The organism is Mesorhizobium sp. ES1-4 (assembly GCF_020164745.1).
Taxonomy (GTDB): Bacteria; Pseudomonadota; Alphaproteobacteria; order Rhizobiales; family Rhizobiaceae; genus Mesorhizobium.
Window position 1 is genome coordinate 77,947 of record NZ_JAIUGV010000018.1, and the last position, 25,147, is coordinate 103,093.

The 25,147-nt window shown below is 63.9% G+C and carries 28 protein-coding genes; 14 read left to right on the top strand and 14 right to left on the bottom strand.

Annotated elements, in window-relative coordinates:
* Positions 1-75 precede the first annotated feature (75 nt).
* From corA to LB556_RS26755, 3 genes are all read left to right on the top strand, one after another.
* Positions 76-1,050 carry a magnesium/cobalt transporter CorA gene (gene corA / locus LB556_RS26745; protein ID WP_224570569.1) on the top strand — a complete coding sequence of 325 codons (975 nt, stop codon included), beginning with the start codon at positions 76-78 and terminating at the stop codon, positions 1,048-1,050.
* Positions 1,051-1,154: 104 nt separating this feature from the next.
* A complete protein-coding gene (locus LB556_RS26750) occupies positions 1,155-1,625 on the top strand; it encodes a MaoC family dehydratase (protein WP_224570570.1) in 471 nt (156 codons plus the stop codon).
* Complete coding sequence (locus LB556_RS26755) at positions 1,622-2,080, top strand: MaoC family dehydratase (RefSeq protein WP_224570571.1); 459 nt, start codon at positions 1,622-1,624, stop codon at positions 2,078-2,080. Before LB556_RS26750 ends, LB556_RS26755 begins: the two co-directional genes overlap by 4 nt.
* 46 nt (positions 2,081-2,126) lie before the next feature.
* Here LB556_RS26755 and LB556_RS26760 read toward each other — a convergent pair whose 3' ends face one another.
* The 5 genes from LB556_RS26760 to petA all read right to left on the bottom strand — a co-directional run bounded on the left by LB556_RS26760 (position 2,127) and on the right by petA (position 6,119).
* The gene (locus LB556_RS26760) at positions 2,127-2,672 is read right to left on the bottom strand and encodes an adenine phosphoribosyltransferase (protein WP_224570572.1); all 546 of its coding nucleotides are present in this window, start codon (positions 2,670-2,672) and stop codon (positions 2,127-2,129) included.
* A 78-nt stretch (positions 2,673-2,750) separates the two neighbouring features.
* Positions 2,751-3,206: a nuclear transport factor 2 family protein gene (locus tag LB556_RS26765; RefSeq protein ID WP_224570573.1), complete on the bottom strand. Its 456-nt coding sequence runs from the start codon at positions 3,204-3,206 to the stop codon at positions 2,751-2,753.
* Positions 3,207-3,340: 134 nt separating this feature from the next.
* Positions 3,341-4,213 carry a cytochrome c1 gene (locus LB556_RS26770; protein WP_224570574.1) on the bottom strand — a complete coding sequence of 291 codons (873 nt, stop codon included), beginning with the start codon at positions 4,211-4,213 and terminating at the stop codon, positions 3,341-3,343.
* A 27-nt stretch (positions 4,214-4,240) separates the two neighbouring features.
* Positions 4,241-5,542, bottom strand: a complete 1,302-nt coding sequence (locus tag LB556_RS26775; RefSeq protein ID WP_224570575.1) for a cytochrome b — start codon at positions 5,540-5,542, stop codon at positions 4,241-4,243.
* A 16-nt stretch (positions 5,543-5,558) separates the two neighbouring features.
* Positions 5,559-6,119: a ubiquinol-cytochrome c reductase iron-sulfur subunit gene (petA, locus tag LB556_RS26780; RefSeq protein WP_224570576.1), complete on the bottom strand. Its 561-nt coding sequence runs from the start codon at positions 6,117-6,119 to the stop codon at positions 5,559-5,561.
* Between the two features lie 307 nt (positions 6,120-6,426).
* Between petA and LB556_RS26785 the strand changes: the two genes are divergently transcribed.
* Positions 6,427-6,771: a cupin domain-containing protein gene (locus LB556_RS26785; RefSeq protein WP_224570577.1), complete on the top strand. Its 345-nt coding sequence runs from the start codon at positions 6,427-6,429 to the stop codon at positions 6,769-6,771.
* Positions 6,772-6,794: 23 nt separating this feature from the next.
* Here the strand turns inward: LB556_RS26785 and LB556_RS26790 are convergent, their stop codons facing one another.
* The 5 genes from LB556_RS26790 to LB556_RS26810 are packed head-to-tail and all read right to left on the bottom strand — an operon-like array spanning position 6,795 to position 11,984.
* Positions 6,795-7,106 carry a DUF6665 family protein gene (locus LB556_RS26790; protein ID WP_224570578.1) on the bottom strand — a complete coding sequence of 104 codons (312 nt, stop codon included), beginning with the start codon at positions 7,104-7,106 and terminating at the stop codon, positions 6,795-6,797.
* 1 nt (position 7,107) lies between these two features.
* The gene (locus tag LB556_RS26795; protein WP_224570579.1) at positions 7,108-7,599 is read right to left on the bottom strand and encodes a GNAT family N-acetyltransferase; all 492 of its coding nucleotides are present in this window, start codon (positions 7,597-7,599) and stop codon (positions 7,108-7,110) included.
* A 4-nt stretch (positions 7,600-7,603) separates the two neighbouring features.
* The gene (locus LB556_RS26800) at positions 7,604-9,487 is read right to left on the bottom strand and encodes an ABC transporter ATP-binding protein (protein WP_224570580.1); all 1,884 of its coding nucleotides are present in this window, start codon (positions 9,485-9,487) and stop codon (positions 7,604-7,606) included.
* 10 nt (positions 9,488-9,497) lie between these two features.
* Complete coding sequence (locus LB556_RS26805) at positions 9,498-11,399, bottom strand: ABC transporter ATP-binding protein (protein ID WP_224570581.1); 1,902 nt, start codon at positions 11,397-11,399, stop codon at positions 9,498-9,500.
* A gap of 27 nt (positions 11,400-11,426) precedes the next feature.
* Positions 11,427-11,984: a hypothetical protein gene (locus LB556_RS26810; RefSeq protein WP_224570582.1), complete on the bottom strand. Its 558-nt coding sequence runs from the start codon at positions 11,982-11,984 to the stop codon at positions 11,427-11,429.
* Between the two features lie 284 nt (positions 11,985-12,268).
* On the opposite strand from LB556_RS26810, the gene LB556_RS26815 reads away from it, so the two are divergent.
* Both LB556_RS26815 and soxR read left to right on the top strand, forming a co-directional pair.
* Positions 12,269-12,727, top strand: a complete 459-nt coding sequence (locus tag LB556_RS26815; RefSeq protein WP_224570583.1) for a tRNA (cytidine(34)-2'-O)-methyltransferase — start codon at positions 12,269-12,271, stop codon at positions 12,725-12,727.
* 129 nt (positions 12,728-12,856) lie between these two features.
* On the top strand, positions 12,857-13,303 hold the full coding sequence (soxR, locus tag LB556_RS26820; RefSeq protein ID WP_224570584.1) for a redox-sensitive transcriptional activator SoxR: 447 nt from the start codon (positions 12,857-12,859) through the stop codon (positions 13,301-13,303).
* On the opposite strand, the gene LB556_RS26825 is transcribed toward soxR, so the two are convergent.
* Positions 13,300-13,557 (bottom strand): hypothetical protein, encoded by a 258-nt coding sequence (locus tag LB556_RS26825; protein ID WP_023770299.1) that lies wholly within the window; start codon positions 13,555-13,557, stop codon positions 13,300-13,302. The genes soxR and LB556_RS26825 overlap by 4 nt on opposite strands.
* Before the next feature lie 168 nt (positions 13,558-13,725).
* Here LB556_RS26825 and hemF point away from each other — a divergent pair, with 168 nt between their 5' ends.
* The 5 genes from hemF to LB556_RS26850 all read left to right on the top strand — a co-directional run bounded on the left by hemF (position 13,726) and on the right by LB556_RS26850 (position 17,546).
* The gene (gene hemF, locus LB556_RS26830; protein ID WP_224570585.1) at positions 13,726-14,640 is read left to right on the top strand and encodes an oxygen-dependent coproporphyrinogen oxidase; all 915 of its coding nucleotides are present in this window, start codon (positions 13,726-13,728) and stop codon (positions 14,638-14,640) included.
* A 303-nt stretch (positions 14,641-14,943) separates the two neighbouring features.
* Entirely contained in the window at positions 14,944-15,204 is a 261-nt protein-coding gene (locus tag LB556_RS26835) for a DUF1344 domain-containing protein (RefSeq protein WP_224570586.1), read from the top strand.
* Between the two features lie 215 nt (positions 15,205-15,419).
* Complete coding sequence (locus LB556_RS26840; RefSeq protein WP_224570587.1) at positions 15,420-15,605, top strand: DUF1059 domain-containing protein; 186 nt, start codon at positions 15,420-15,422, stop codon at positions 15,603-15,605.
* Positions 15,606-15,903: 298 nt separating this feature from the next.
* Positions 15,904-16,482, top strand: a complete 579-nt coding sequence (locus LB556_RS26845; protein WP_224570588.1) for a hypothetical protein — start codon at positions 15,904-15,906, stop codon at positions 16,480-16,482.
* Between the two features lie 83 nt (positions 16,483-16,565).
* The gene (locus LB556_RS26850) at positions 16,566-17,546 is read left to right on the top strand and encodes a S8 family serine peptidase (RefSeq protein WP_224570589.1); all 981 of its coding nucleotides are present in this window, start codon (positions 16,566-16,568) and stop codon (positions 17,544-17,546) included.
* Positions 17,547-17,649: 103 nt separating this feature from the next.
* Here the strand turns inward: LB556_RS26850 and LB556_RS26855 are convergent, their stop codons facing one another.
* Genes LB556_RS26855 through LB556_RS26865 form a run of 3 tightly spaced genes read right to left on the bottom strand, consistent with a single transcriptional unit; the run spans position 17,650 to position 20,170 of the window.
* Entirely contained in the window at positions 17,650-18,912 is a 1,263-nt protein-coding gene (locus LB556_RS26855) for a CCA tRNA nucleotidyltransferase (protein ID WP_224570590.1), read from the bottom strand.
* A complete protein-coding gene (locus LB556_RS26860) occupies positions 18,909-19,541 on the bottom strand; it encodes a CoA pyrophosphatase (RefSeq protein WP_224570617.1) in 633 nt (210 codons plus the stop codon). Before LB556_RS26860 ends, LB556_RS26855 begins: the two co-directional genes overlap by 4 nt.
* Positions 19,541-20,170: a DUF1285 domain-containing protein gene (locus tag LB556_RS26865; RefSeq protein ID WP_224570618.1), complete on the bottom strand. Its 630-nt coding sequence runs from the start codon at positions 20,168-20,170 to the stop codon at positions 19,541-19,543. Before LB556_RS26865 ends, LB556_RS26860 begins: the two co-directional genes overlap by 1 nt.
* Before the next feature lie 157 nt (positions 20,171-20,327).
* Here LB556_RS26865 and LB556_RS26870 point away from each other — a divergent pair, with 157 nt between their 5' ends.
* Genes LB556_RS26870 through LB556_RS26880 form a run of 3 tightly spaced genes read left to right on the top strand, consistent with a single transcriptional unit; the run spans position 20,328 to position 25,092 of the window.
* Positions 20,328-21,332 carry an AAA family ATPase gene (locus LB556_RS26870; protein WP_224570591.1) on the top strand — a complete coding sequence of 335 codons (1,005 nt, stop codon included), beginning with the start codon at positions 20,328-20,330 and terminating at the stop codon, positions 21,330-21,332.
* Positions 21,332-22,273, top strand: coding sequence for a DUF58 domain-containing protein (locus tag LB556_RS26875; RefSeq protein ID WP_224570592.1), 942 nt, complete (start codon positions 21,332-21,334; stop codon positions 22,271-22,273). Before LB556_RS26870 ends, LB556_RS26875 begins: the two co-directional genes overlap by 1 nt.
* Entirely contained in the window at positions 22,270-25,092 is a 2,823-nt protein-coding gene (locus LB556_RS26880; protein ID WP_224570593.1) for a DUF4159 domain-containing protein, read from the top strand. Before LB556_RS26875 ends, LB556_RS26880 begins: the two co-directional genes overlap by 4 nt.
* The last annotated feature ends 55 nt before the right edge of the window (positions 25,093-25,147 follow it).

The following is a 25,147-nucleotide window of genomic DNA, read 5'->3' on the forward strand; positions in this document are numbered from 1 at the left end:
TCGTCGAAAGCGCCTGTCCTGTGCAATCCGACACCATGCGTCTGTGTGAGCGCACCCTTTAAGGGAGATCTTGCGATGATCAAGGCCTTCGTCGTCGACAATGATCGCCTGCGCCTTACCGACGATCTCCTCGCCAATGGTGACAAGATCGTCTGGGCCGATCTGGTCAATCCGACCAAGGAAGAAGAAGCAACCATCGAGAACTGGCTCGGCATCGCCATCCCGACCCGCGAGGAGATGGAAGAGATCGAGATTTCCAGCCGCCTCTACATCGAGGACGGCGCCTACTTCATGACCGCCACGCTGCCCGCCCAGACCGAGGTCGACGATCCCTTGATGTCGCCGGTCACCTTCGCGCTCGCCGGCAACCGGCTGGTCACCGTACGCTATCACGAGCCGAAGGCGTTCAAGACCTTCCCGCTGCGCGCCGAGAAGGTGGCGACCGGCTGCACCAGCGGCGACACCATCCTGATCGGCCTGCTGGAGGCGATCGTCGATCGCCTGGCCGATATCCTCGAGCGCGCCGGCCGCGACATCGAGCAGATCTCGCGCGACATCTTCGAGGCGCGCTCGACCAAGGTGTCGAAGCGCAACCGCGACTTCCAGGAACTCCTGAAGGCCATCGGCCGCAAGGAGGACATCGCTTCCTCCGTCCGCGACAGCCTGATCTCGCTGCAGCGGCTGGCCGGCTTCCTCGCCCATGTCGCGACCCTGACCAAGATGAGCAAGGATGTCCGCGCCCGCATCAAGACCCTGTCGCGCGACGTGCTGTCGCTTGCCGACCACGCCACCTTCCTGTCGCAGAAAATCTCCTTCCTGCTCGACGCCACGCTCGGCATGATCTCGATCGAGCAGAACGCCATCATCAAGATCTTCTCGGTCGCCGCCGTCATCTTCCTGCCGCCGACGCTGGTCGCTTCGATATACGGCATGAACTTCGCCGTCATTCCCGAGCTGAAATGGGAACTCGGCTATCCCTTCGCCATTGGCCTGATGATCCTGTCGGCGATCCTGCCCTTCTGGTATTTCCGCCGCCGGGGCTGGCTCTGAACACAGCCTGGCGTAGTAAAAATCGCTTGACCAGAAGCCGCTCGGCCTGCATCCGGAAACCCACGATCCTGAGGATCGCTGGTTGGTGAGCCGGATTTCAGACCATGACTGCAAAAACCTGGGCCTATGAGGACTTCGCCGAGGGGGTCTCGTTCGACCTCGGCACCAAACAGGTAAGCGCGGCCGAGATCATCGAGTTCGCCAGCGAATTCGATGCGCAGCCGATGCATCTCGATGAAGAGGCCGGCAAGGCCAGCATCCTCGGTGGCCTCTCCGCTTCAGGGTGGCACACCTGCGCCATGTTCATGCGCATGCTGTGCGATGCCTTCCTGCTGGACTCCACCTGCCAGGGCGCGCCCGGCGTCGATCAGGTCAAATGGAAGAAGCCGGTCCTCGCCGGCGATACGCTGCGCGGCAACCTCGTGATTCTGGCCAGGCGCCTGTCGAAGTCGAAGCCGCAACTCGGCTTCGTGACCATGCGCAGCGAACTCGTCAATCAGCGAGGCGAAAGCGTCTTCGAACTGGAGAATTCCGTCATGTTCCTGACGCGCGATGCCGCGGGGAGCCTGCCATGACACTGGATGAATTCTTTCGCATCGGAACGACAGTGACGCTGGGCTCGCACACATTCGACCCCGAGGCGATCAAGGCCTTCGCCCGCAAATACGATCCGCAGATATTCCATATCGACGAAGATGCCGCGAGGAAGAGCGTGCTTGGCGGACTCTGCGCCTCCGGCTGGCACACTGCGGCCACCTGGATGAAGCTTAATCTGGAGAGCCGCCTGGACGCCGAGGGGTGGGATGGCCCGGTGCCTGAATTCGGCCCCTCGCCCGGCTTCAAGAACCTGAAATGGCTGAAGCCGGTCTATGCCGGGCAAACCATCACCTTCACGCGCACGGCGCTTTCCCACCGCCCGATCGCGTCGCGCCCCGGCTGGCGGTTGCTGGCGCTGCTCTGCGAGGCCTCCGATTCGGCCGGCGCCAAGGTGTTGGAATTCGAGAGCGCGGTGTTGGTGAAGGTGGAGTAGCGCCGGAGCTTCTCTCCTTCTCCCCCTGTGGGAGAAGGTAAAAACCTCAATGCCCTTCAAATCCAATCAGCGTCCGCACCGGCACGCCAAGCGCCTCGAGCTTGGCGCGGCCTCCCAGATCCGGCAGGTCGATGACGAAGCAGGCGGCAAGGATGTCGGCGCCGATCTGGCGCAGCAGCTTGACCGCTGCCTCCGCAGTGCCGCCGGTGGCGATCAGATCGTCGACCAGGATCACCTTCTCGCCGGGCGCAACGCCATCCTTGTGCATCTCCATCTCGTCCAGCCCGTATTCCAGGCTGTAGGCCACACGCACCGTGTCGAAGGGCAGCTTGCCCTTCTTGCGGATCGGCACGAAGCCGGCCGAAAGCTGATGGGCGACAGCGCCGCCAAGGATGAAGCCGCGCGCCTCGATGCCGGCGATCTTGTCGATTTTCTGGCCGGCATAGGGATGCACCAGTTCGTCGATGGCGCGGCGGAAGGCGCGCGCATTGCCGAGCAGCGTGGTGATGTCGCGAAACAGGATGCCGGGCCGGGGATAGTCCGGAATGGTACGGATCGACGCCAGCAGCGTGTCTTCGAGCGAGGATTTCATGAAGCGGCTCCGGATGATCCAGCAGACAGAAGCGAAACGGCGCGGGCACCGATCGTAACCCCGCGCGACCGGCAACGGCTAGCGCGATGTGGCGGCCGAGACAAGCGCATCCGGCAAAGGATTGTCCTCGCTCGCTTTGTCCCATGCCTGCGCGGCGATCTTCCACTGCCCTTCGCTCTTTACCAGCAGCAGCATCTCCACGGACCGGCTGGTCTCGGTGCCGTTCTCGGTCATCTCGGCGGCGGCCGCCGCAATGGCGATGTTGCCGAAGACTTGAACGGTGACGCCAAGCACAACCTCATCGAACGTCCGCAGTGACGTCTCCGACAGAGCGCGCATGCGCGCGACGAAATCGGCAACACCGACCGGTGTTGCCGGTCGCCTGGCAGGATAGAGGCTGGCGCCGGCAAGGAAATCGCCGGCGAAGTCGTCCCACCCCGGCGCGACATCGTGACCCCAGCTCAGACTGGCGAACTGGCGGGCGATGACCGCCCGGATCGCATTCTCATCGCTATGGCGTTGGCTGTCCTGCATGGTCGGCCCTTCCGGTGCTCTCTGCCCTCACGACCATAGGACCATTCCGTTGCCGCGGAAACAGTCGCCAACCGAGCGACCAGAAGCACGAAGGGCGCCTTCGGCGCCCTTTGTGGATCGGTTGGTTGCGCGGCTCAGTGCGCGACAGCTTCCCACACCTTGCGCTTCGTCATGTAGACCAGGGCGCCGAACAGAAGCAGGAACACCAGCACGCGGAAACCCATCTTCTTGCGGTCCTCCATGTGCGGCTCGGCCGCCCACGTCAGGAAGGCCGCCACGTCCCGGGCATATTGGTCGACGGTCTGCGGAGAGCCGTCGTCATAGGTCACCTGGCCGTCGGAGAGCGGCTTGGGCATCTTCAGCGACACGCCGGACATGAAGTACGGGTTGTAGTGGGTACCTTCCGGAATGACCATTCCATCCGGCGGCGTCTGGTCGTAGCCGGTCAGCAGCGAGTGGATGTAGTCGGGGCCGCCCGCATCATACTGGGTGAAGATGTCGAAGACGAACTGCGGAAAGCCGCGCTCGACGCCGCGCGCCTTGGCCAGCAGCGACATGTCGGGCGGCGCCGCACCACCATTGGAGGCAGCGGCGGCTTCCTCATTGGCGAACGGCGCCGGAAAATGGTCCGACGGTTTGCCAGGACGGTCGAACATGTCGCCGGCATCGTTGGGACCGTCATGAACAGTGTATTCGGCCGCCAGCGTCTTGATCTGCGCGTCGCTGTAGCCGAGGTCCGACAGGGTGCGGAACGCCACCAGGTTCATCGAATGGCAGGCCGAGCAGACCTCCTTGTAGACCTTCAGGCCGCGCTGCAGCTGCGCCTTGTCATAGGTGCCGAACGGGCCGGTGAAACTCCAGCTCATTTCCTTCGGCTCGTTGATCGGGAAATGCGTTGGAGCCGCGGCGTTGTGCGCCTCTTCGGCCGCGAACGCCCCAGTGCCTGCAACTCCCGCACCGGCGGCCACGAGGCCGATCAGTGCAAGCGAGGTGAGAATCTTTTTCATGCCAAATCCCCTTAGATTCTCTACCGCTCAGCCCTTGGTCTGTGGTGCGGCCGTAGCGCCCGCCGGATGCCCGCTGCCACCCTTGTTCTTCTCCAGCACCGCCTCGGTGATCGAGTTCGGCAGCCTGCGCGGCGTCTCGATCAGGCCGAGCACCGGCATGACGATCAGGAAGAAGGCGAAGTAGAACAGCGTTGCCATCTGCGCCATGAACACATAGCTGCCTTCCGCCGGCTGCGAGCCCAGCCAGCCAAGCAGGATGGCATCGGCCACGAACAGCCAGAAGAACAGCTTGTACCAGGGCCGGTAGACGGCCGAGCGCACCTTGGAAGTGTCGAGCCACGGCACCAGGAACAGCATGACGATGGCGCCGAACATGCACAGCACGCCGCCGAGCTTGGAATTGATCGGCCCGACATTGAAGGTGATGGCGCGCAGGATCGCGTAGAACGGCAGGAAATACCATTCCGGAACGATATGGGCCGGCGTCTTCAGCGGGTTGGCGACCGTGTAGTTGTCCGGATGGCCGAGATAGTTCGGCAGATAGAAGACGAAATAGGCGAAGATAAACAGGAACACGATCATGCCGAACGCGTCCTTGATGGTCGCGTAGGGGGTGAAGGCGACAGTGTCGGTCTTCGACTTGACCTCGATGCCGGTCGGGTTCGACTGGCCGACGACATGCAGCGCCCAGACATGCAGCACGACGACGCCGGCAATCATGAACGGCAGGAGGTAATGCAGCGCGAAGAAACGGTTCAGCGTTGGATTGTCGACGGCGAAGCCGCCGAGCAGCAGCTGCTGGATCCAGTCGCCGACCAGCGGAATGGCGCTGAAGAAGCCGGTGATGACAGTGGCGCCCCAGAAGCTCATCTGCCCCCATGGCAGCACATAGCCCATGAAGCCGGTCGCCATCATCAGGAGATAGATGATGCAGCCCAAGATCCACAGAAGCTCGCGCGGCGCCTTGTAGGAGCCGTAATAAAGACCGCGGAAGATGTGCAGGTAGACGGCGATGAAGAAGAACGAGGCGCCGTTGGCATGCATGTAGCGCAGCAGCCATCCAGAGTTCACGTCGCGCATGATCTTCTCGACCGACCCGAAGGCGAGATTGGTGTCGGCCGTATAGTGCATGGCCAGCACGATGCCGGTCAGGATCTGCGCCACCAGCATAATCGAGAGAATGCCGCCGAACGTCCACATATAGTTCAGGTTGCGCGGCACCGGATAGGCGATGAAGCTGTCATAGACCATCCTGGGCAGCGGCATGCGGGCGTCGAACCAGCGTTCGATACCGGTCTTTGGCGTATAGGTCGAGTGTCCCTCGCTCATCGAAATATCCCCTGCCTCAACCGATAAGGAGTTTGGTATCGGAAATGAATTTGAATACCGGAATCGCCATGTTCTCCGGCGCCGGGCCTTTGCGGATGCGGCCGGCCGTATCGTATTGCGAGCCGTGGCACGGGCAGAACCAGCCGCCGAAATCGCCTTCCTGGCCGAGCGGGATGCAGCCCAGATGGGTGCAGACCTGAACCATCACCATCCAGGCTTCCTTGCCGGGCGTGGTGCGGTTGGCGTCGGTCGCCGGCGCATCGGACGGCAAATTGGCGTTGCGGGCGATCGGATCCTTGAGATCGGAGAGGCTGACGGCCTCGCCCTCCTTCATTTCCTTCTCGGTGCGGTTGCGCACCACGACCGGCTTGCCGCGCCATTTGACGATCAGCGAGCTGCCAGGCGTCAGCGAGGAAACATCGACCTCGACCGAGGCGAGCGCCAGCGTCGAGGCGTCGGGGCGCATCTGGTCGATGAACGGCCAGGCGACGGCACCGGCGCCGACCACGGCGGCCATGCCGGTGGCGACGTAGAGAAAATCTCGACGGTTGGGATCGTGGATGTCAGTTGCGCTCACGGGTGCCTGATCCTTTCGCCTCTTCCGCGCCGGTGGCCGAGCCTTGTCCCCGCTCAATCACGCCAACCCGACAGCGCATCGCGCTAGCGGATTCCTCCGGCATTTGGACTTCGGTTTATGCGTGAAGCCCGTTTTTGTCCAGACGGGTGAAGGCACAAGGGCAGATTGTCGCGGGGACAAAATACCCTCTCGCCCGGCGGGACCGCCATGCCGCGCGAAAGGTGGCTAAACAACCGGGAAACAACCGCAAATCCCGCGCTCGGCTTTGCCTCGACACGGGGCATCGGCGTGATCTATCCTTGGCTGCATGGCGCATGTCATCGATCGCGAGGAATGGGCCGTTCGTTCCGATCACTGGAAGGGCGAGCTGCAATGCGGCCCGTATGGCTCAAACTCCTGCCTGATCTTCAACTATCTGCCCGGCGTCGGCGGCGGCCCGCGGCTGCACGCCCATCCCTACGCGGAGATCTTCATCATCCGCCAGGGAACCGGCCTGTTCACGGTCGGCGACCAGGAAATCGAGGCCACCGCCGGTCAGATCGTCATCGTGCCGCCGCACACGCCGCACAAATTCACCAATCTGGGCCCCGGCCCGCTGGAAACGACCGACATCCACGAGAACGGCAGCTTCATCACGGAATGGCTGGAGTGATCGCCAAAAAACACTGAACCGCGCTACGCGGCGCCGAGCCTCACCAGCACCGCCCTGGGGATGTTGTATTCGCGGATGACGGCATCGTGCTTTCGAAGGCCGCACAGTTCGCGCTGGATGAAATAGGCGTGAACGGCCACGGCAGCCTCCTTGAGAAGCAGGGCACGCAGGTCCTCGTCGGCATTGCCGGTTAGCCGGGCCAGCGTTTCCTCGACCTTTTGACCGGCGCGCCCGAGTGCCGCCGCCTTTTCGGCGAGGATTTCATGGCCGAGCGCGTCGAAAGCGGCTTCGGCGGCGGAAGCGCCTGCAAGATGAGATGGCGGACGCAAGGACATTTCAGTTCCTCTTCCCGAACACCATGCGGTGGGTGACGAATTCTTCGCCTTCCACGCGCTGAAAGCCAAGCCGTTCATAAAAGCCAAAGGCCTCCCGCGGCGCGCGGGTGTTCAGCACGGCGAAGTATTGGCGCGCCCGACCGACAACGGTCTCGACCAGCACGCGGCCAAGCCCGGCGCGGCGGTGGTGCGCGCTGACGAACAGGTGCCGGACCCGGCCTTGGTCCCTTCCCTCGAAATAGGGATCGATGTTCAGCCCGCATACGCCGGCCAGTTCGGCGCCATGCCATGCCCCGAACAGCGCCTCCCCCCGCTTCAGGAACTTGTTGCGGCCGCTTGCCCAGCCATCGCCCAGGCGCACCAGCATCCAGTAGCCTTCCAGCCGGCTCTCTTTCTTCAACGCGTCGAAGGCGGCCACAGTTGGCCGCAAACGCTTGAGCACATAGCCGATCTTCGGGCCGATCTCCGGGCCTGCCTCTGGCGATTCACCCATGCGCCTACTCCGCCGGCCGCGTCTCTTCCAGCACGCTTTCCTCATGATAGAGGAAACCGCCGGACTGGCGCTTCCATAGCCGGGCATAGAGCCCGTCGAGCGCCACCAGCTCGTCATGCGTGCCTTGCTCGACGATGCGGCCGCCGTCGAGCACCACGAGACGATCGAGCGCCGCGATGGTCGACAGCCGGTGGGCGATGGCGATGACCGTCTTGTTCTCCATCAGCCGCGTCAGATTCTCCTGGATCGCCGCCTCGATGTCGGAATCGAGCGCCGACGTCGCCTCGTCGAGAATCAGGATCGGCGCGTCCTTGAGGAAGACGCGGGCGATCGCCACGCGCTGGCGCTGGCCGCCCGACAGTTTGACGCCGCGTTCGCCGACAAAGGCCTCGTAGCCCTGGCGGTCCCTGTTGTCGCGCAGGGTCAGGATGAATTCGTGGGCCTCGGCCTTCTTCGCCGCCGCGATCACCTGCGCGTCGGTGGCGTCGGGCATGCCGAGCTTGATGTTGTCGCGCAGCGAACGGTGGAACAGGGCCGTGTCCTGGCTGACGACGCCGATATTGGCGCGCAGCGAGTTCTGCGTCACCTCGGCAACGTCCTGGCCGTCGATGGTGATCTGGCCACTTTCGAGGTCGTAGAGCCGCAGGATCAGGTTGGCCAACGTCGTCTTGCCGGCGCCCGATGGCCCGACCAGCCCGACCTTTTCGCCGGGCTTGACCACGAGGTCGATGCCGTTGAGCACGCCGAACCCCTTGCCGTAGTGGAATTCGACCTTCTTCACGTCGATGCGCCCTCCCGTGACGACCAGTTCTTTCGCGTCCGGTGCATCGGTCAGGCCGAGCGGCTGCGAGATCAGCGCCTTGGAGTTCTCCAGCACGCCGAGATTCCGCAAGATGCCGTTCATCTGCATCATCAATCGGCCAAGCAGCATGTTGAGCCGCAGCACCAGGCTGAGCGTGAAGGCGACGGCGCCGACGGTGATCGAACCCTCGACCCAGAGATAGACGGCAAAGCAGCCGATCGCCGTGATCATGATCCCTGAAAGCGTCGTCAGCGCTATGCGCACGCCGGTCAGCCGGCGGGTGAAGGGCCGCAGCGCGTCGAGATAGATGTCGAAACCGTTCCTGATGTAGCGGTCGTCGCCATCGGCCGCGAACAGTTTCAGCGTCTGCACGTTGGAATAGGAATCCACGATCCGCCCATTGATCATCGAGCCCGCCTCGGCGGTAGCCTCGGCGTGCTTGCGGATCGCCGGCAAATAGCGCCTGGCCAGAAAGCCGAAGGCCGTGATCCAGACCACCACCAGCGCCGCCAGCCTGAGATCGAGCCCGGCGACCAGCGCCAAGGTCGTCACCGTATAGACGATCATGAACCAGACGACCTCGATAAAACTCTCCATCAGATCGCCGGTCGCTTGCCCGGCCTGCCAGACTTTCGTCGCGATCCGGCCGGCAAAATCGTTCTGAAAAAAGGCATAGGACTGGCGCGAGACATGCCGGTGCGCCTGCCACCGCACCAGATTATAGAAGCCGGGCGTGATCGTCTGTTCGTCGACCAGCGCCGACAGGCCCACGACCACGGTGCGGATGACCAGCACCACGGCGGCCATGAACACCAGTTCGGGGCCGGCGGCGCTCCACAGCGCGTGCCAACTGCGCTCGCCGGGAAGCTGGTCGAGAATATCGACCAGCCGCCCGACGAAATAGAACAAGCCTGCCTCGACCAGCGGCGCGATGCCGCCAATGACCAGCATGGCGAAGAAGGCGAACTTCGCCTGGCCGACATAGTGCCAGAGAAAACCGCCGACGCTGGACGGTGGCCGAAGATTCGCCGGCTCCCTGAACGGATAGACCCAGCTCTCGAACCAGCGATAGATGGCTGTCATCATGCGGCGGCCATCATTCTGCGGCTTGCCCCTTTGCGCCGATGTCGTCGGCAACACTATCGTTGGCGGCGTCGACCGGGCCGTCCTCGAGCAGGAACCCGCCCGACTGGCGCTGCCAGAGTTGCGCGTAGAGTCCGCCTCTGGCGACAAGTTCCTCGTGCGAACCCTCCTCGATGACGCGGCCCTGATCCATCACGACGAGCCTGTCCATCGCCGCGATGGTCGACAGCCGGTGCGCGATGGCGATGACGGTCTTGCCCTGCATGAGCTTGTAGAGATTCTCCTGGATGGCGGCTTCCGCCTCGGAATCGAGCGCCGACGTCGCCTCGTCGAGGATAAGTATAGGCGCGTCCTTCAGCATAACGCGAGCAATGGCGATGCGTTGCCGCTGGCCGCCGGACAGTTTGACGCCGCGATCGCCGACATAGGCGTCGAAGCCTTTCCGGCCGCTATGGTCCGAAAGCCCCGATATGAAATCCAGCGCCTCGGCCCGCCGCGCCGCCTCGACAAGCATGTCATCGCTGGCATCGGGCCGGCCATAGAGAATGTTCTCGCGCACCGAACGATGCAGCAGCGAGGTATCCTGTGTGACCATGCCGATCTGGGCGCGCAGCGAGTCCTGCTGCACGCCGGCGATCTCCTGGCCGTCGATCAGGATCCGGCCGGACTCCAGGTCGTAGAAGCGCAGGAGGAGATTGACCAGCGTCGACTTGCCGGCGCCCGAGCGGCCGACGATGCCGACCTTCTCGCCCGGCTTCACCACCAGCGACAGGTTTTCGATGACGCCCCTCTGCTTGCCGTAGTGGAAGCGGATGTCCTCGAAACGGATATTGCCTTCGCAAACGCTGATCTCCTTCGCATCCGGCCTGTCCTCGACGAGGCGCGGCAGCGAGATGGAGGCAATGCCGTCCTGCACCGTGCCGACATTCTCGAACAGGCCCGACATCTCCCACATGATCCATTGCGACATGCCCCACATCCGCAGCACCAGGCCGACGACCACGGCGACCGCGCCGATCGTCACCGCTTGCCCCATCCACAGCCACAGCGAGATCGCGGTGACCGAGAACAGCAGCAGCGCGTTCAGTATGTAGAGCGAGCCGGACAGCACCGTCACCAGCCGCATCGACCGGTAGACGGTGTCGAGGAAGCCCATCATGCCTTCCCTGGCGAAGGCGGCCTCGCGACGCGAATGGGAAAACAGCTTGACCGTCTGGATGTTGGTGTAGCTGTCGACGACGCGGCCGGTCATGGTCGAGCGCGCATTGGCCTGTTCCTCGCCGACCTTGCCCAGGCGCGGGATGAAAAAGCGCAGCAACAGGATATAGCCCACTATCCAGACACCCAGCGGCGCGGCCAGCCGCCAGTCGGCCGAACCGACGATCAGCAGCATGCCGAGGAAATAGACGATGACGTAGTTCAGGACGTCGATCACCTTGATGACGCATTCGCGCACGGCGAGCGCCGTCTGCATCAGCTTGGTGGCGATGCGGCCGGCGAACTCGTCCTGATAGAAGCTCATCGACTGCTTGAGCAGGTAGCGGTGCACCTGCCAGCGGATGCGCATGGGATAGTTGCCCATCAGCGTCTGCTGGTTGAGCAGCGAATGCAGCCAGACCGTGCCGGGCAGCGCGAACAACACGATGAAGGCCATACCGGCGAGCTTCCAGCCCTCCGTCTGCAGGAAGGTCTCGCGATTCTGCCCCGACAGCCAATCGACGATGCGGCCGAGGAAGCCGAACATCCACACTTCCGCGATGGCGATGGCCGCCACCAGCGCCGCATCGACCAGGATATAAGGCCATGCCCCGCGCGTATAATGCAGGCAGAAGGCAACCAGCGTCCTGGGCGGCTCGACCGGTTCCGCGGCCGGGAACGGATCGAGCCTTCTTTCAAACCAGCTAAACAACAACATAGGTCATGCCTGTGAAATCTGTTCCGCTTACGCGGCTTGGAGACGTACAAAGTCCTCGGACCGCATGGCGTCGTGGGCCGACGGTCCGGAATCATCCGGACCGTCGGCCCTGCTTCGCGCAGTATAGGGGCTCACGGGCTTTTCGCCGACTGGCTCTTTCGACGATCCTGACGGCGCGGCGCCGATAGTCCGGATCTTCGCGCCGGGCCGGATCAGCCGGATGATCCGGCGCACCAGCGACGGCCGGCTCGGATCGGGAACCGCGTGCGAGAAATCGACATCCGGCAGCATGCCGCGATGCGGACGGCGGCGGACTTCGGCATGGACCGCCGAAGAATAGGTTTCACCGATCAGCAGCGCCCAGGTCGGCATCCGGTGGATATGCAGGCTCCTCGAGCCTGGAATTCTGTAGGGATCGAACATCGGTCCGTCCTCCGTGTGAAAATAGAGATGAAAAGGCGAAGCAATGTCGTCCGCCGGCATTCGGCCGGAGGCGCGGTCTGCATCGGTTTGGATATGACTGAAGGTATCGGTCCGGACACGCTCAGTTGAGGCGTTCAGCCCCTTGGACTTCTTGAAAAACATCGCGGGATTCCTTTGACGGCCGAAAAGACGTTTCGGCGGGAATCGGTGCGATCAAGTCTTAGAGTGTCAGGAGAATCGTCGTACCGAAACCGCCGCGGGGCATACTGGCCCCCTGGAGAGGTGTAGGATGTGCATGGTCATCATGAATTACCCCTCCATCGGTTCGGGTTGACAATGCCGGTCGTATACCGGACTTCGCAGAATATGGCCACCCGCAGGTCCAGGAATTTCCAAAACCAGGAAGCCGCTGTGGCCGATCTGCCACTTATTAGAAGGACGCGGAAGTGAACCATGGTTTCCGCATCGCGCTCTACCAGCCTGACATTGCCGGCAATACCGGAACAATCCTGCGCTTCGCCGCTTGCCTCGGGCTTGGCGTCGACATCATCGAGCCGGCCGGCTTTCCGCTCTCCGACAAGGCGCTCAGGCGCGCCGGCATGGACTACCTCGAAATGGCCGCCCTGACCCGGCATGTCGACTGGAACGCCTTCGAGGAATGGCGCAAGGCCGGCGCGCGCCGGTTGGTGCTTATGTCGACCAAGGCCACCATAGGCTATACCAGCTTCAGCTTCGCCGACGGCGACATATTGCTGTTCGGCCGCGAATCCGCGGGCGTGCCGGATCCAGTCCATCAGGCGGCGGACGCACGGCTGATCATCCCCATGCAAGGCACCGCGCGCAGCATCAACGTCGCGCTTTCCGTGGCCATGGTGGCGGGCGAAGCCATCCGGCAGCTCCGATAGGGGATCGCCGGCAGCGCCATCCGCGGTAATTTTTGCCCAGGCACACATCCGCCCCTCCTTCGTTTGCACATCGAGGCTTTCTTGGCTACAAGCTCAACTTAACTTGAGGTCAAGCGGAAAAGTGCGAAAATGGCGCCAGTAACGGAATTGACGGTCGGCCAGGTGGCTGCGCGCAGCGGCGTGGCGGTGTCGGCGCTGCATTTCTACGAGACGCGCGGTCTGATCCGCAGCCATCGCACGGCAGGCAACCAACGCCGCTACGGCCGCGACGTGCTGCGCCGGGTGGCGATCATCAAGGTTGCGCAGGAGGTCGGCATTTCGCTTGCTGAAATCAGTGCGGCCCTTGAATCTTTACCTGAAGGCCGCACGCCGACGCGCGAGGATTGGAATCTGCTTTCAACGGCTTGGCGCGATAGCCTCGATCAGAAAATCAGCCAGCTAAAGAAGCTGCGCGACGGGTTGACCGACTGCATCGGCTGCGGCTGCATGTCGATCGACAAATGCCCGCTCAGGAACAAGGGGGATCGGTTGGCAAGCGAAGGAACGGGCGCGAGGCGCCTGTTGGTCGAGCGTTAATCCGCCGCCGGCAGCCGCCTGATCGTGAATTCGATCAGGTCGCCCGGGCGCTCGAACCAACTTTCGATTTCGGTCCAGTAGGCCTGCTTGGGAAAGCGCTCGAACCACTCTTTCGCCTTCAAGCGGGCATCCGAGCGCGGCAGGACGAAGGTCTCGCGCAAAAAGCCGTCGCGCGGCATGCGCGCGCGTTCGGCCCGGCTTTGGTCGAGCCTTTTCTTGAGCCCATCCAGCGGCGGTCTTGCCGGGGTGCGCACGAAACACCTCCTTGCTCCTGGCGCATGACCCCGAAACGGGAATCGAGTTTCGGAAAGGATCCTGCGCAAAACCAAAGTGACTTGACCCTGTCCCTTAAGAGATTAGGGATCGCGCCCGGAAAAGACGAGTCTTTTGTCGACTCACCGCCCCGCAATCGGAGACGGCACTTGGAACGACCCGAAATACCGGCGGGACTGCCCGCCGACATCGAAGAGAAGAAGATGAAGGCCCGGCTTTGGTTCGAGGCGCTGCGCGAGCGCATCTGCGCCACCTTCGAGCAGATCGAGCAGGATCTCGGCGGGCCGCTGGCTTCGTGGTCGCCGGGCCGTTTCGAAAAGACACCGTGGGAACGCGATCAGGGCAAGGGCGGTGGCGGCACCATGTCCATGATGCATGGCCGCGTCTTCGAGAAGGTCGGCGTCCACACCTCGACCGTCCATGGCGAGTTCTCGCCCGAATTCAGGAAGCAGATGCCTGGCGCCGAGGAAGACCCGCGTTTCTGGGCATCGGGCATTTCGCTGATCGCGCACCCCTGGAATCCCAACGTTCCGGCCGTGCACATGAATACGCGCATGGTCGTCACATCCAGGCAATGGTTCGGCGGCGGCGCCGACCTGACGCCGGTGCTCGACCGACGCCGCACGCAGGATGACCCCGACACGGCGGCCTTCCACCGTGCCATGCAGTTCGCTTGCGAGAAGAACGCCGGCGTCGCAGACTATCCGAAATTCAAGGCCTGGTGCGACGAGTACTTCTTCCTGTCGCACCGCAACGAGCCTCGCGGCACCGGCGGCATTTTCTTCGACTGGTTGCATTCAGGCGAGGACAAAGGCGGCTGGAACGCCGATTTCAACTTCGTCCAGGATGTCGGGCGTTCGTTCCTCGTCGTCTACGGCCACCTGGTGCGCGGCAATTTCAACGAGAATTGGACCGACGGCGACCGCGACGAACAGCTCATCCGCCGCGGCCGCTATGTCGAATTCAACCTTCTTCACGATCGCGGCACCATCTTCGGTCTGAAGACTGGCGGCAATGTCGCCGCGATCCTGTCCAGCCTGCCGCCGGAGGTGCGCTGGCCGTAACAAGATGGTGAGCGCCATGTGAGGCCGCATTGATGTCCCATTTATCGAAAATGGGCGCGGAATGTGACGGCAGGAATATCTTTTTCGTCTAATATCCATCTGAAAAGACTGGCTTATTTGTCCCATTCGGGTCGGGAAGCGCCGGTGGTTTGCCTGAGGGCAATTCCAGGAAAAATGCAAGCCGTTTTCTCTCGGAATTGCGTCGGAACAGGCGAATCGCGACTCGACGCGACCGGACGGCCCGAAGACGAGGTGGGCCATCTTCGCCAACAAGGATGCCCGCCCTTGCAGGAGCGTATCAGCATGAGAAAGATCATCGTTTCGGCCGCCGCGGCCGCCCTTCTTGCGTCCGGTTCGATGGCGTTCGCCGCCGTCAAGCAGACCACAGGCACTGTCAGGACCTTCGATGCAGCGGCCAAGAGTCTGGTTCTCGACAATGGATCGTCTTTCACGCTTGCCAAGGCTTTCAAGGATCCTGGCCTGAAAGTCGGCGAGAAGGTCAGGGTTTCGTGGGACATGAGTGGCAAGAACAAGGTTGCCGAGACCGTCAAGGTCATGAAGTGATGACCCGCCCATAGGGCTGCCTGACGAGGCGGAGCAATGCGGCTCCGCCTTTTTTGCCGTTGGCGGCAACCAATGACGCTCTATCTGTGTTAAGGTCTTCACCCTGCCCGTGGTCTTGCTCCAAGGCCGACAGCGGGTCGAGGAGTTGCGGGGCTTCGGCCTGTCCCCTGCGAGGCAGTCGATCCCGGCTCCATCTGAGGAAGAGGAGAAATCCCATGAAGGAATTCCACTGCGGTTCGTTGGTTCCCGGCTGCGAATGGCACACCCGCGCCGACGAGGAAGCGGAGGTGATGCGCCGTGCCGTCGAACACATGCGCCAGACGCATGGCGAGACGATCATCCGCGAGACGATGATCGAGGCCATCCGTTCCCGGATCGAGAAGGTCCGCGACGCGGCTTAGGTCCTGGCCGGCCGCGGTTGATCGGACACGGCAAGAGAGCAGCGTTGGCGCTCGAAACTGAGCGTAAGCGGATAGACAGCGTTGGGCCGCGGCGTCCGCGACCGGCGTACGACGCGATCGCGATGCGGGCCAGGCCCGGTCGGGTCAGAAATTCATATCTGGCCGAGCTAAAGTAAACCCGTCGGTAACCGAACCCATGTCATTGTCGCGCGGATAATCCGGCAACAGTGGGGCTGCAAGAGAAGCCTGTCGCCACCAGGCACTGATCCGGATGCGGTGGGGGCGAGGTATTTCGCGCATGCGCGAAAAATCCGGCAATCGAGAGAGTTTCCGCAGGCTGGCACTGCTTCTGTGCGCGCTCCTTGCGGCGTTTCCGGCCGTTGCCCAGGAAATGACGACATCGTTCGTCGACATCCATCAGGGCTCGTCGCTCAGCGAGCGCGCGCGAAGCCTCGGCAATGGCGGCTACGAATTGCAGAACGGAAACTGGGTTTCGTTCAACCAATGGTACCGCGCACGCTGGGTCGACATGCATGTGGACCTGCTGACCCAGGTCACCGAGGATACCGGCATCCTTTGGGGATTTGGGACCGGAGAAGAGGGCGAGAAGTATCGGATCGAGCCCAGCCTGAAGCTTGGCTTCCTCACGCAGATACACCCAAGTCCGAACAGTACGCTTTCCCTGTCGCTCACCACGACCTTCGGCGGCAAGCTCACCGAGAAGCCCTGCGAAGCCGATTATGGCGATTTCGGAAGCTACAGCGTCAATTGCCGCCTCGCTGCCAGCCAGTTGGCACCTGAGGAAACACTGAAATATCTGGTTAACGCTAAACCGGAGAGCCAGCATCTCTGGCTGAATTACCGTGTTACTTTCTGATCGCCGATGCTTGGATCGAGAGCCATCTCGCCCCGAAGTTCGCGATCGCCCGTCCCAGTTTCTTGTTTGACCGGAGTTGGAACATGTCAGGTAATCACTTGAAATTCGGTATCGTCCTGGCTTTCGCTGTTCTGTCGGCGCCGATCGCGTCGGCACAGGAGGCCCCCGATGCGGACGAGATGGCCGCGCTCTGCCACGGCGGCCCATCCATTTGCGTGAGCGCAACGATCCCAACCGCTCGCACGCAGGCGGCGACGCCAGGATGGATGAGCCCCGACGTCGGCGCGGCATGGGCCGCCGGATACAAGGGCAAGGGCGTCACGATCACCATCGTGGACGACTTCAGCAGCACGTCGCGCTTCTCCGGTAATTTCGGCCTCGGGGTTCAATATCAGCGGCACGGTGAATGGACCCGCGAGGAAGCCGGCATGATCGCGCCTTCGGCAACCATAAGGTCGAAAGACTTCACGACCGGCTCGTCAGTGGCGCTCGCGCCGGGCCTGAACGTGCTCAACCTGAGCTATGGGATGTACACCACGGCAGGATACAGCTCGAACCAGATCGGATGGAGCGCCGAGGAAGCATCCATCATCTCCTATGCCACCAGGGGCACGGCCGTCATTTCGAAGGCAGCGGGCAACGACTCGGTTGCCGTGGGCGGTGTCACGAACGGCCAGCAGGACTATCTCGACCTTGCCCTGGTCGGCAAAGCGTCGGCGATCTTCGTCGGCGCGCTGTCGACGAATGGCACGACGGCCAACAAGGCGCAGCTTGCCTGGTACTCGGATTACGCCGGCTCCAATCCGCTGGTGCAAAGCCACTTCCTCGTGGTTGGCGTCGATGGAAGCAAGACCGGCCTTTATGGCACCTCCTTCGCCGCGCCGATCATTTCAGGATATGCGGCGATCATAGGCAGCAAGTTCACCAAGGCCACGCCGACCCAGGTCACCAACGATCTGCTCAATACGGCTCGGACCGACACGCTGGTCAACTATAGCGCCTCGGTCTATGGCAAGGGTGAAGCGAGCCTGTCACGCGCCCTGGCTCCCGTAGCAATCAGGTAGATGGGCATGCAGGACTCCCAAAGTAATCTCGGTTTTGGGAGAGCAGCGAGACAAGGACCTGACCCGAAGCGCGGCGCATGAATCCGTTTCGACGCGGCGCGCTTTACGTTTCCAATGCCTTTGCGGCGCGGTCAAGCAGCGCACCGCGATCAGGCGCAAATCCCGCCTCGATCCATTCCGCCTCCAGGTTCTTTAGGATTTCGCCGAGTTTCGGCCCTGGCGTTGCACCGAGCGCGGTCAGATCGGCGCCTTTCAAAGGAAACAGTGGTTTTTCCCACCTTGCCGCAAAGGCAAGCAAGCGTGAGAAGCCGCCGGCTTCAAGCAGCGCATCATTGTCCTCGACGGCGCGCATCCGCATCGATGCCAGCGCCAGCCGCAGGCGATCGACAAACCCTTGCCGGTCGCCTCGGTAGAGCCTTTTCGCCAGTTCGCCCTCGGTCGTCTTCGACGCGACAGCGGTGGCCAACGCCCAGTGGCGCAGGCGGTCCGCTTCGCTCGTCGATAACCTGAGACGCTCGGCGAGCGTCTTCATTCGCGCTGCATCCGGCGGCACGATCGCCTCCAGCCGCAGCATCGGGTCCACCGCCCAGCCCAGATCCTTCTCTGCCTTGGTCAGCCCGTGGATAGCATCGATGCCCCATTTCTCGCTTTCCGGCAGTGCGGCGGTCAGGACACTCGCCTGCCGCATCCAGAGCAGCGCCCGCGAAGGGTCGGGGGCCGACAACAGCTTCTTCAGTTCGGACCAGACGCGCTCCGCGGAGAGTTGGGAGAGGCCGTCCTTCAGCCGGGCGCAGGCCTTCAGCCCCTCGGCGTCGGGCCGGCCTTCGCCGTACCAGGCGAAGAAGCGGAAGAAGCGCAGGATGCGCAGATAATCCTCGCGGATGCGAGCCTCCGGGTCGCCGATGAAGCGCAACCGGCGCGCCTCGATGTCGGCGATGCCACCGACAAGGTCGACAACCCGTCCGTCGGCCTCCGCATAGAGCGCGTTGATGGTGAAGTCGCGCCGCTCCGCGTCGAGCTTCCAGTCGCGCCCGAACGACACCTTGGCGCGGCGGCCGTCCGTTTCGACATCGGCGCGCAAGGTGGTGATCTCGTGGGGTTTGCCGTCGGCGACCACCGTGATGGTGCCATGATCGATTCCGGTCGGCACCGCCTTGAAACCTTCCGCCTTCGCGCGGCGCATGGTTTCCTGCGGTAGGCAGGTGGTGGCTATGTCGATGTCGGTGACAGGCCGGCCCATCAGCACGTTGCGCACGGCGCCGCCGGCGATACGTGCCTCTTCACCGCCTTCGGTGAGCACGGCAAGCAGGCGCTGAAGATGTTTGTCGAAGAGCCAGTCCGCCCTGCCCGCGATCGAAACACTCACGCATAGAGCCTTTCATAGAGCGTACGGATGATGCCGGCGGTGACGCCCCAGATGCGCCGGTCGCCATAGGGCATGTCGTAGAAAAACCATTCAAGATCGTTCCACATCCGGCTGTCGCGCTTATGGTTCACCGGATCCATCAGGAAGCGCAGCGGCACTTCGAAGGCGGCGTCGACCTCATCGGCGTTCAGGGTCAGCTGGAAATGTGGCCGCACGATGCCCAGCACCGGCGCGATGCGGTAGCCGCTGCCCGCGACGTAATCCGGCATGCGGCCGATGATCTCGATGTGATCTTCGGCAAGGCCGATCTCCTCGAAGGTCTCGCGCAGCGCCGCCGCGTCCGGGCTCGCGTCGGTCGCATCGATGGTGCCGCCGGGAAAGGCCACCTGCCCCGAATGGTTGCGTAGTTTCTCGGCCCGTTTGGTCAGGAGAACCGTCGCCTCGCCGTCATGGTCCACCACCGGGATCAGCACCGCCGCATTGCGCAGCGGCTTGCCCGGGTTGAGGCGCGGATGGCCGGGATTGAAGCGGTGATCGCCAAAGTCGTCGCTGGCATGCGCGTCCGGCTGCGCGGCAAAGCGCGCGCGAAAGTCCGCCGAAGAAAACGGCGCCGGCGAGACCTGGTTGATCATGCGCTCAACCGCTCCAGTTGATCCGCCGGCATGATCGGGAACACGGCTTTGTTCGAGCGCACTGAAAACATCGTCCTGCCGTCGACCTCGATCTCCTCGCCGTGCCCGACCAGTTCATACATGACCGGCCGCGCCACCAGCGCCTCCAGCCGGCCGCGCACCAGAAGATAGGGCTTCAATCCGCCGGTGCCGTTCTCGTCGACGAAGCGCAGCGGCCGCTCCGGTCCGGCCTCGACCACGTCGCCGACATTGGTGCGGAAGGTGATGACCTGATCCTCGCCACTGCCCGAAACGTCCATCTCGACGGCGATGAACGGCGCATCGGCGACGCGGATGCCGACCTTTTCCACCGGCGTCACCAGATAGGTCCTGCCGTCGGCGTCCTTGCGCAGAACGGAGGAGAAAAGCTGCACCAGCGGCATGCGGCCGATCGGCGTGCCCAGGTAGAACCAGGTGCCGTCGGCCTTGATCTCCATGTCGAGGTCGCCGCAAAAGTCGGGATTCCAGCGCTCGACCGGCGCCGCGCCCTTGCCGGCACGGGCCGCGCGCGAGATCAGCGCCTCGAGGCCCCGGACCTCGGTGGCCCGCGTAAGGCTTTGTTGCCGATGTTCGTGGTGTTCCGTCATCGTCACGAAATAGTCACTGTTGTTCCGCTTGTCAGCCTAAGTCTGTGATTTAAGTTCAACCATGGGCGCCCCGCGAGGCCGAATCGCGGCAGCCTATGGTATGGTGCGAGCCTGCATTTCCAAACCATGGCATTTCCAACCAAAGGATCGATGCGGCATGAGCGTGATGGTCAAGGAAAGCCCGATCAGTGAAAAGGACATGGTCGCCGAGGCCGAAAAGGCGCTTGCCGACATCTCCAGGATCCGCGACGGGGTTGGCCGGGTGATCTTCGGTCAGGAGAACGTCGTCGAGCGAACGCTGGTGGCGCTGCTGGCCGGTGGCCACGCGCTGCTGGTCGGCGTGCCGGGCCTCGCCAAGACCAAGCTGGTCGAGACGCTGGGCGTCGTGCTCGGCCTCGATTCGCGTCGCATCCAGTTCACCCCCGACCTGATGCCGTCCGACATCCTCGGTTCCGAGGTCATGGAGCAGGACGAAACCGGCAAGCGTTCCTTCCGCTTCATCGCCGGCCCGATCTTTGCCCAGTTGCTGATGGCCGATGAGATCAACCGCGCCTCGCCGCGCACGCAGTCGGCGCTGCTGCAGGCGATGCAGGAATACCATGTCACCATTGCCGGCGCGCGCTACGACCTGCCGGCGCCCTTCCATGTGCTGGCGACGCAGAACCCGCTGGAGCAGGAAGGCACCTACCCGCTGCCCGAAGCTCAACTCGATCGCTTCCTGATGCAGGTTGATATCCTCTACCCCGAGATCGAGGCCGAGCGCCGCATCCTTCTGGAAACCACCGGCGTCGAGGACGCCAAGGCAACCAACGTGCTGCAGCCGGCGCGGCTGAAGGAGATCCAGACACTGATCCGCCGCATGCCGGTGCCGGAAAGCGTCATCGAGGCGATCCTCACCCTGGTGCGTTCGGCGCGTCCGGGCCAGGGCAATGCCGAGACCGACAAGCATGTCGCCTGGGGCCCCGGCCCGCGCGCCAGCCAGGCGCTGATGCTGTGCACCAGGGCCCGCGCGCTCTATGACGGACGGCTGGCGCCCTCGGTCGACGACGTCAGGGCGCTGGCCGAGCCGGTACTGCAGCATCGCATGGCGCTGACCTTCGCCGCCCGTGCCGAAGGCACCAGCGTGCGCGACGTGGTGGCGAAGCTCGTGAAAGGCGTTTGATGGCGCGTATCGGCGAGGTCCAGGCTCCGGCAGCGACGCGTGACGCGCTCGCCCGCGGCCGGTTGCGGGCTTCGCTTATCCCCGACCTGCTGGTCGAGGCGCGCCGTATCGTCAACACCGTGATCGCCGGCTGGCATGGCCGCCGCAAGCGCGGCATAGGCGAGAATTTCTGGCAGTTCCGGCCCTACGTCGAAGGCGATTCCTCGCGCATTGACTGGCGCCGCTCGGCCCGTGACGACCATACCTATGTGCGCGACCGCGAATGGGAAGCGGCCCACACGGTCTGGCTATGGGCCGACCCCTCGCCGTCCATGCTCTACAAATCGACCGCTGTCGGTGTTTCCAAGCAGTCGCGCGCGCTGGTGCTGGCACTGGCCATGGCCGAGCTCCTGTCGCGCAGCGGCGAGCGCATCGCGTGGCCGGGGCTGACCGATCCATTCACCGCCCGCAACGGCGCCGAGCGCATCGCCACTCGGTTGATGCATGCCGGCGACCTGCCGGCAAAACCCGATTTCTCCGATATCAGGCGCTTCTGCGACATCGTCATCGCCAGCGATTTCCTCGATCCGGTCGAGGAGACCATGGCCTGGCTCGACGTGCTCGCCCGTCACGGCGTGCGCGCCCATCTGATCGAGGTCGCCGACCCGGCCGAGGAAACCTTCCCCTATGCCGGCCGCACCGAATTCACCGACCCGGAGACCGGCGACAAACTGACCGCCGGCCGCGCCGAGATGCTCGCCGACGAATACCGCCTGCTTTACACCGCCCGCCGCCATGAACTGGCCAGTTGGTGCAAGCGGCTCGGCTGGAGTTTTACTGTCAACCACACCGACCGGCTTGCTTCCGACGCGCTGGTGCGCCTGCACATGGCAATGACGGCTGATGGCGGGCATGCCGGCATGATTTCCGGTGGCAATCCGTTTGGAAAGGCCGTCGCATGAGTTGGCTGCCGCTCTCATTCGGCGCCCCCATGGTGCTGTGGGGTCTGCTGGCGCTGCCGGTGATCTGGTGGCTGCTGAGGCTGACGCCGCCCAAGCCGCAGGCCGAGGTGTTCCCGCCGCTGAAGATCCTGGCACGTGTGCTGAGGCGTGAGGAAACGCCGCAGCGCAGCCCCTGGTGGCTGACGTTGCTCAGGCTGCTGATGGCCGCCCTCGTCGTCGCGGCATTGGCCGAACCGGTCTTCAACCCGCGCGAAAAGCTGCCGGCCGAGGGTGCCGCGCTTGCCCTGGTCATCGACAATGACTGGGCCAGTGCCGCCGACTGGAACAAACGCGTCGCCACCGCCGAGCGGCTGATCAACGACGCCGGCTCGAACGGCGTGCCGGTCGTCATCGCCTTCACCGCCGAAAAGCCCAATGCGGAGATCGGCCCCTTCGATGCCGCCGCCGCGCTCGACCGGCTGCGCGCCGCAAAGCCGCGGCCGATCCCCACCGACCGGCCCGCCGTCTATGCCCGCGTCGCCGGCGTGCTGGAGACCTTGCCCGGCGCCAGCGTCGCCGTGCTGGCCGATGGCCTTGCGGCCAGTGGCGACGGGGCCGCCTTCAACACGCTGTTGTCGAAAAATGCCGCCCGCGTCGTCTGGGCGGTGGCCGACCGGCTTTCCCTCACCGGACTGACATCAGCCGAAAACCAGGTTGACGGCTTTGCCCTGACCGCCATCCGCGCGCCCGGCGATCCCGCCCCCGCGCAGGTCACCGCCGGCGCTTTCGACGACAAGGGACGCCGTATCGCCGATGCGACCCTGACCTTCGCGCCGGGCGAAGCCACGGCCACCGGCACGATGGCGGTGCCGTTCGAATTGCGCAACGACTTCGCCTCCATCGCGCTCGACGGGGAACGGCATGCGGGTGCCGTGCGCGTGCTCGATGAGAACTCCAAACGCCGCCGTGTCGGGCTGTTGTCGCAGGCCGAAGCCGACCAGGCGCAGCCGCTTCTGTCGCCACTCTACTACATCAGGCGCGCGCTGCGGCCCTTCGCCGATCTGGTCGAACCGACCAGCGCCGATCTCGCCGACGCCATCCCGCAGATCCTCGACCAGAAGCCGGCGATGATCATCATGGCCGACATCGGCACCATCCCGACGCAGGTTCGACAGAGACTGGTCGACTGGGTCGACAATGGCGGCACGCTTGTGCGTTTCGCCGGCTCGCGGCTGGCCGCCGCCGGCAATGATGACGACCTGCTGCCGGTTCGCCTGCGCACCGGCGAACGTTCGCTGGGCGGCGCGCTGTCGTGGACATCGCCACAGCCGGTCACCGAATTCCCCAAGGCCGGTCCCTTCGCCGACCTGGCGCCGCCGACCGAGGTCACCGTGACCAGGCAGGTGCTGGCCGAACCGACACCCGATATCGTCGAGCGCACCTGGGCAGCCCTTGCGGATGGCACGCCGCTGGTCACCGGCATGAAGAAAGGCAAGGGCACGGTGGTGCTGTTCCACGTCACTCCCGAGGCGACCTGGTCGAACCTGCCGATCTCCGGCAGCTTCGTCGAGATGCTGCGCCGCATCGTGCAACTGTCGCGCAACCAGGGCGCGGCGATCGCCAACGCCGAAGCCGCCGCCACCTCGCTGGCGCCCTACCGCATGATCGCGGCCGACGGCTCGCTGGTGCCGCCGACGCCGGATGCGCGGCCGCTGGTGCCGGGCGCGGGCGCATTGCCGGTGACCTTCGAGAACCCGCCAGGCCTCTATGGCTCGGAGACCGGCGTCTTCGCCCACAATCTGCTCGACGCCGCAAGCACGTTCGAGCCGCTGGCACGCCCGCAAGTGACGGTGCCGGTCACCACGGTCCAGTATGCTTTTGATGAATCGCGCAATTTGAAAGGGGCGCTGGTCGCGGCGGCTTTGCTGCTGATGTTGCTCGACACCCTTGCGGTGTTGTGGATGGGCGGCCTGTTTTCGCGCCGGCCGCGCCGCGCCGGTGCGGCGGCAACAACGGCCGCCGTGCTGATCGCGCTTGGCGCACTGTTCGGCCATGCCGACCTTGCCCGTGCCGACGATGCCAAGCCGGGCGACCAGGCCGCTATCGAGGCGATTTCAAAAACCCGCATCGCCTATGTGCTGACCGGCGTGCCGGGTGTCGATTCGATCAGCCGCGCCGGGCTCGAGGGCCTGACCCGCTTCCTGATCGAGAAGACGGCGCTCGAGCCGGGCGCGCCGGCCGGCGTCGACATCTCGAAGGACGAGCTGTCCTTCTATCCTCTGATCTATTGGCCGATCGACCCGGCGGCGCCCATGCCGAGCCAGGCCGCGATCGCCCGCATCGACGCCTATATGCAGCAGGGCGGCACCGTGCTGTTCGACACGCGCGACCAGTTCGCCAACGGTATCGGCGCCGATTCCACCAGCCCGGCCACCGAGCGGCTGCGCGACATCCTCGGCAACCTCAACGTGCCGCCGCTGGAGCCGGTGCCGTCGGACCATGTGCTGACCAAGTCCTTCTTCATCCTGCCCGAATTTCCCGGCCGCTTCGCCGGCAGCCCGCTCTGGGTCGAGGCATCGCTCGAGGCCAGCAATGCCGACAACCGGCCGGTGCGCACCGGAGATGGCGTGTCGCCGATCATGATCACCGCCAACGACTTCGCCGGCGCCTGGGCGGTCGACGAGAATGGCGATCCGCTATTGCCGACAGTGCCGAACGATCCGATGCAGCGGGTCTACGCGCTGCGCGCCGGCGTCAACATCATGATGTACATGCTGACCGGCAACTACAAATCCGACCAGGTGCATGTCCCCGTCCTGCTCGAACGTCTGGGGCAGTAGGATGATGCTCTTTCTTGCACTCCCCATGTCGATTGATTCTCCGCTGATGCGGGAG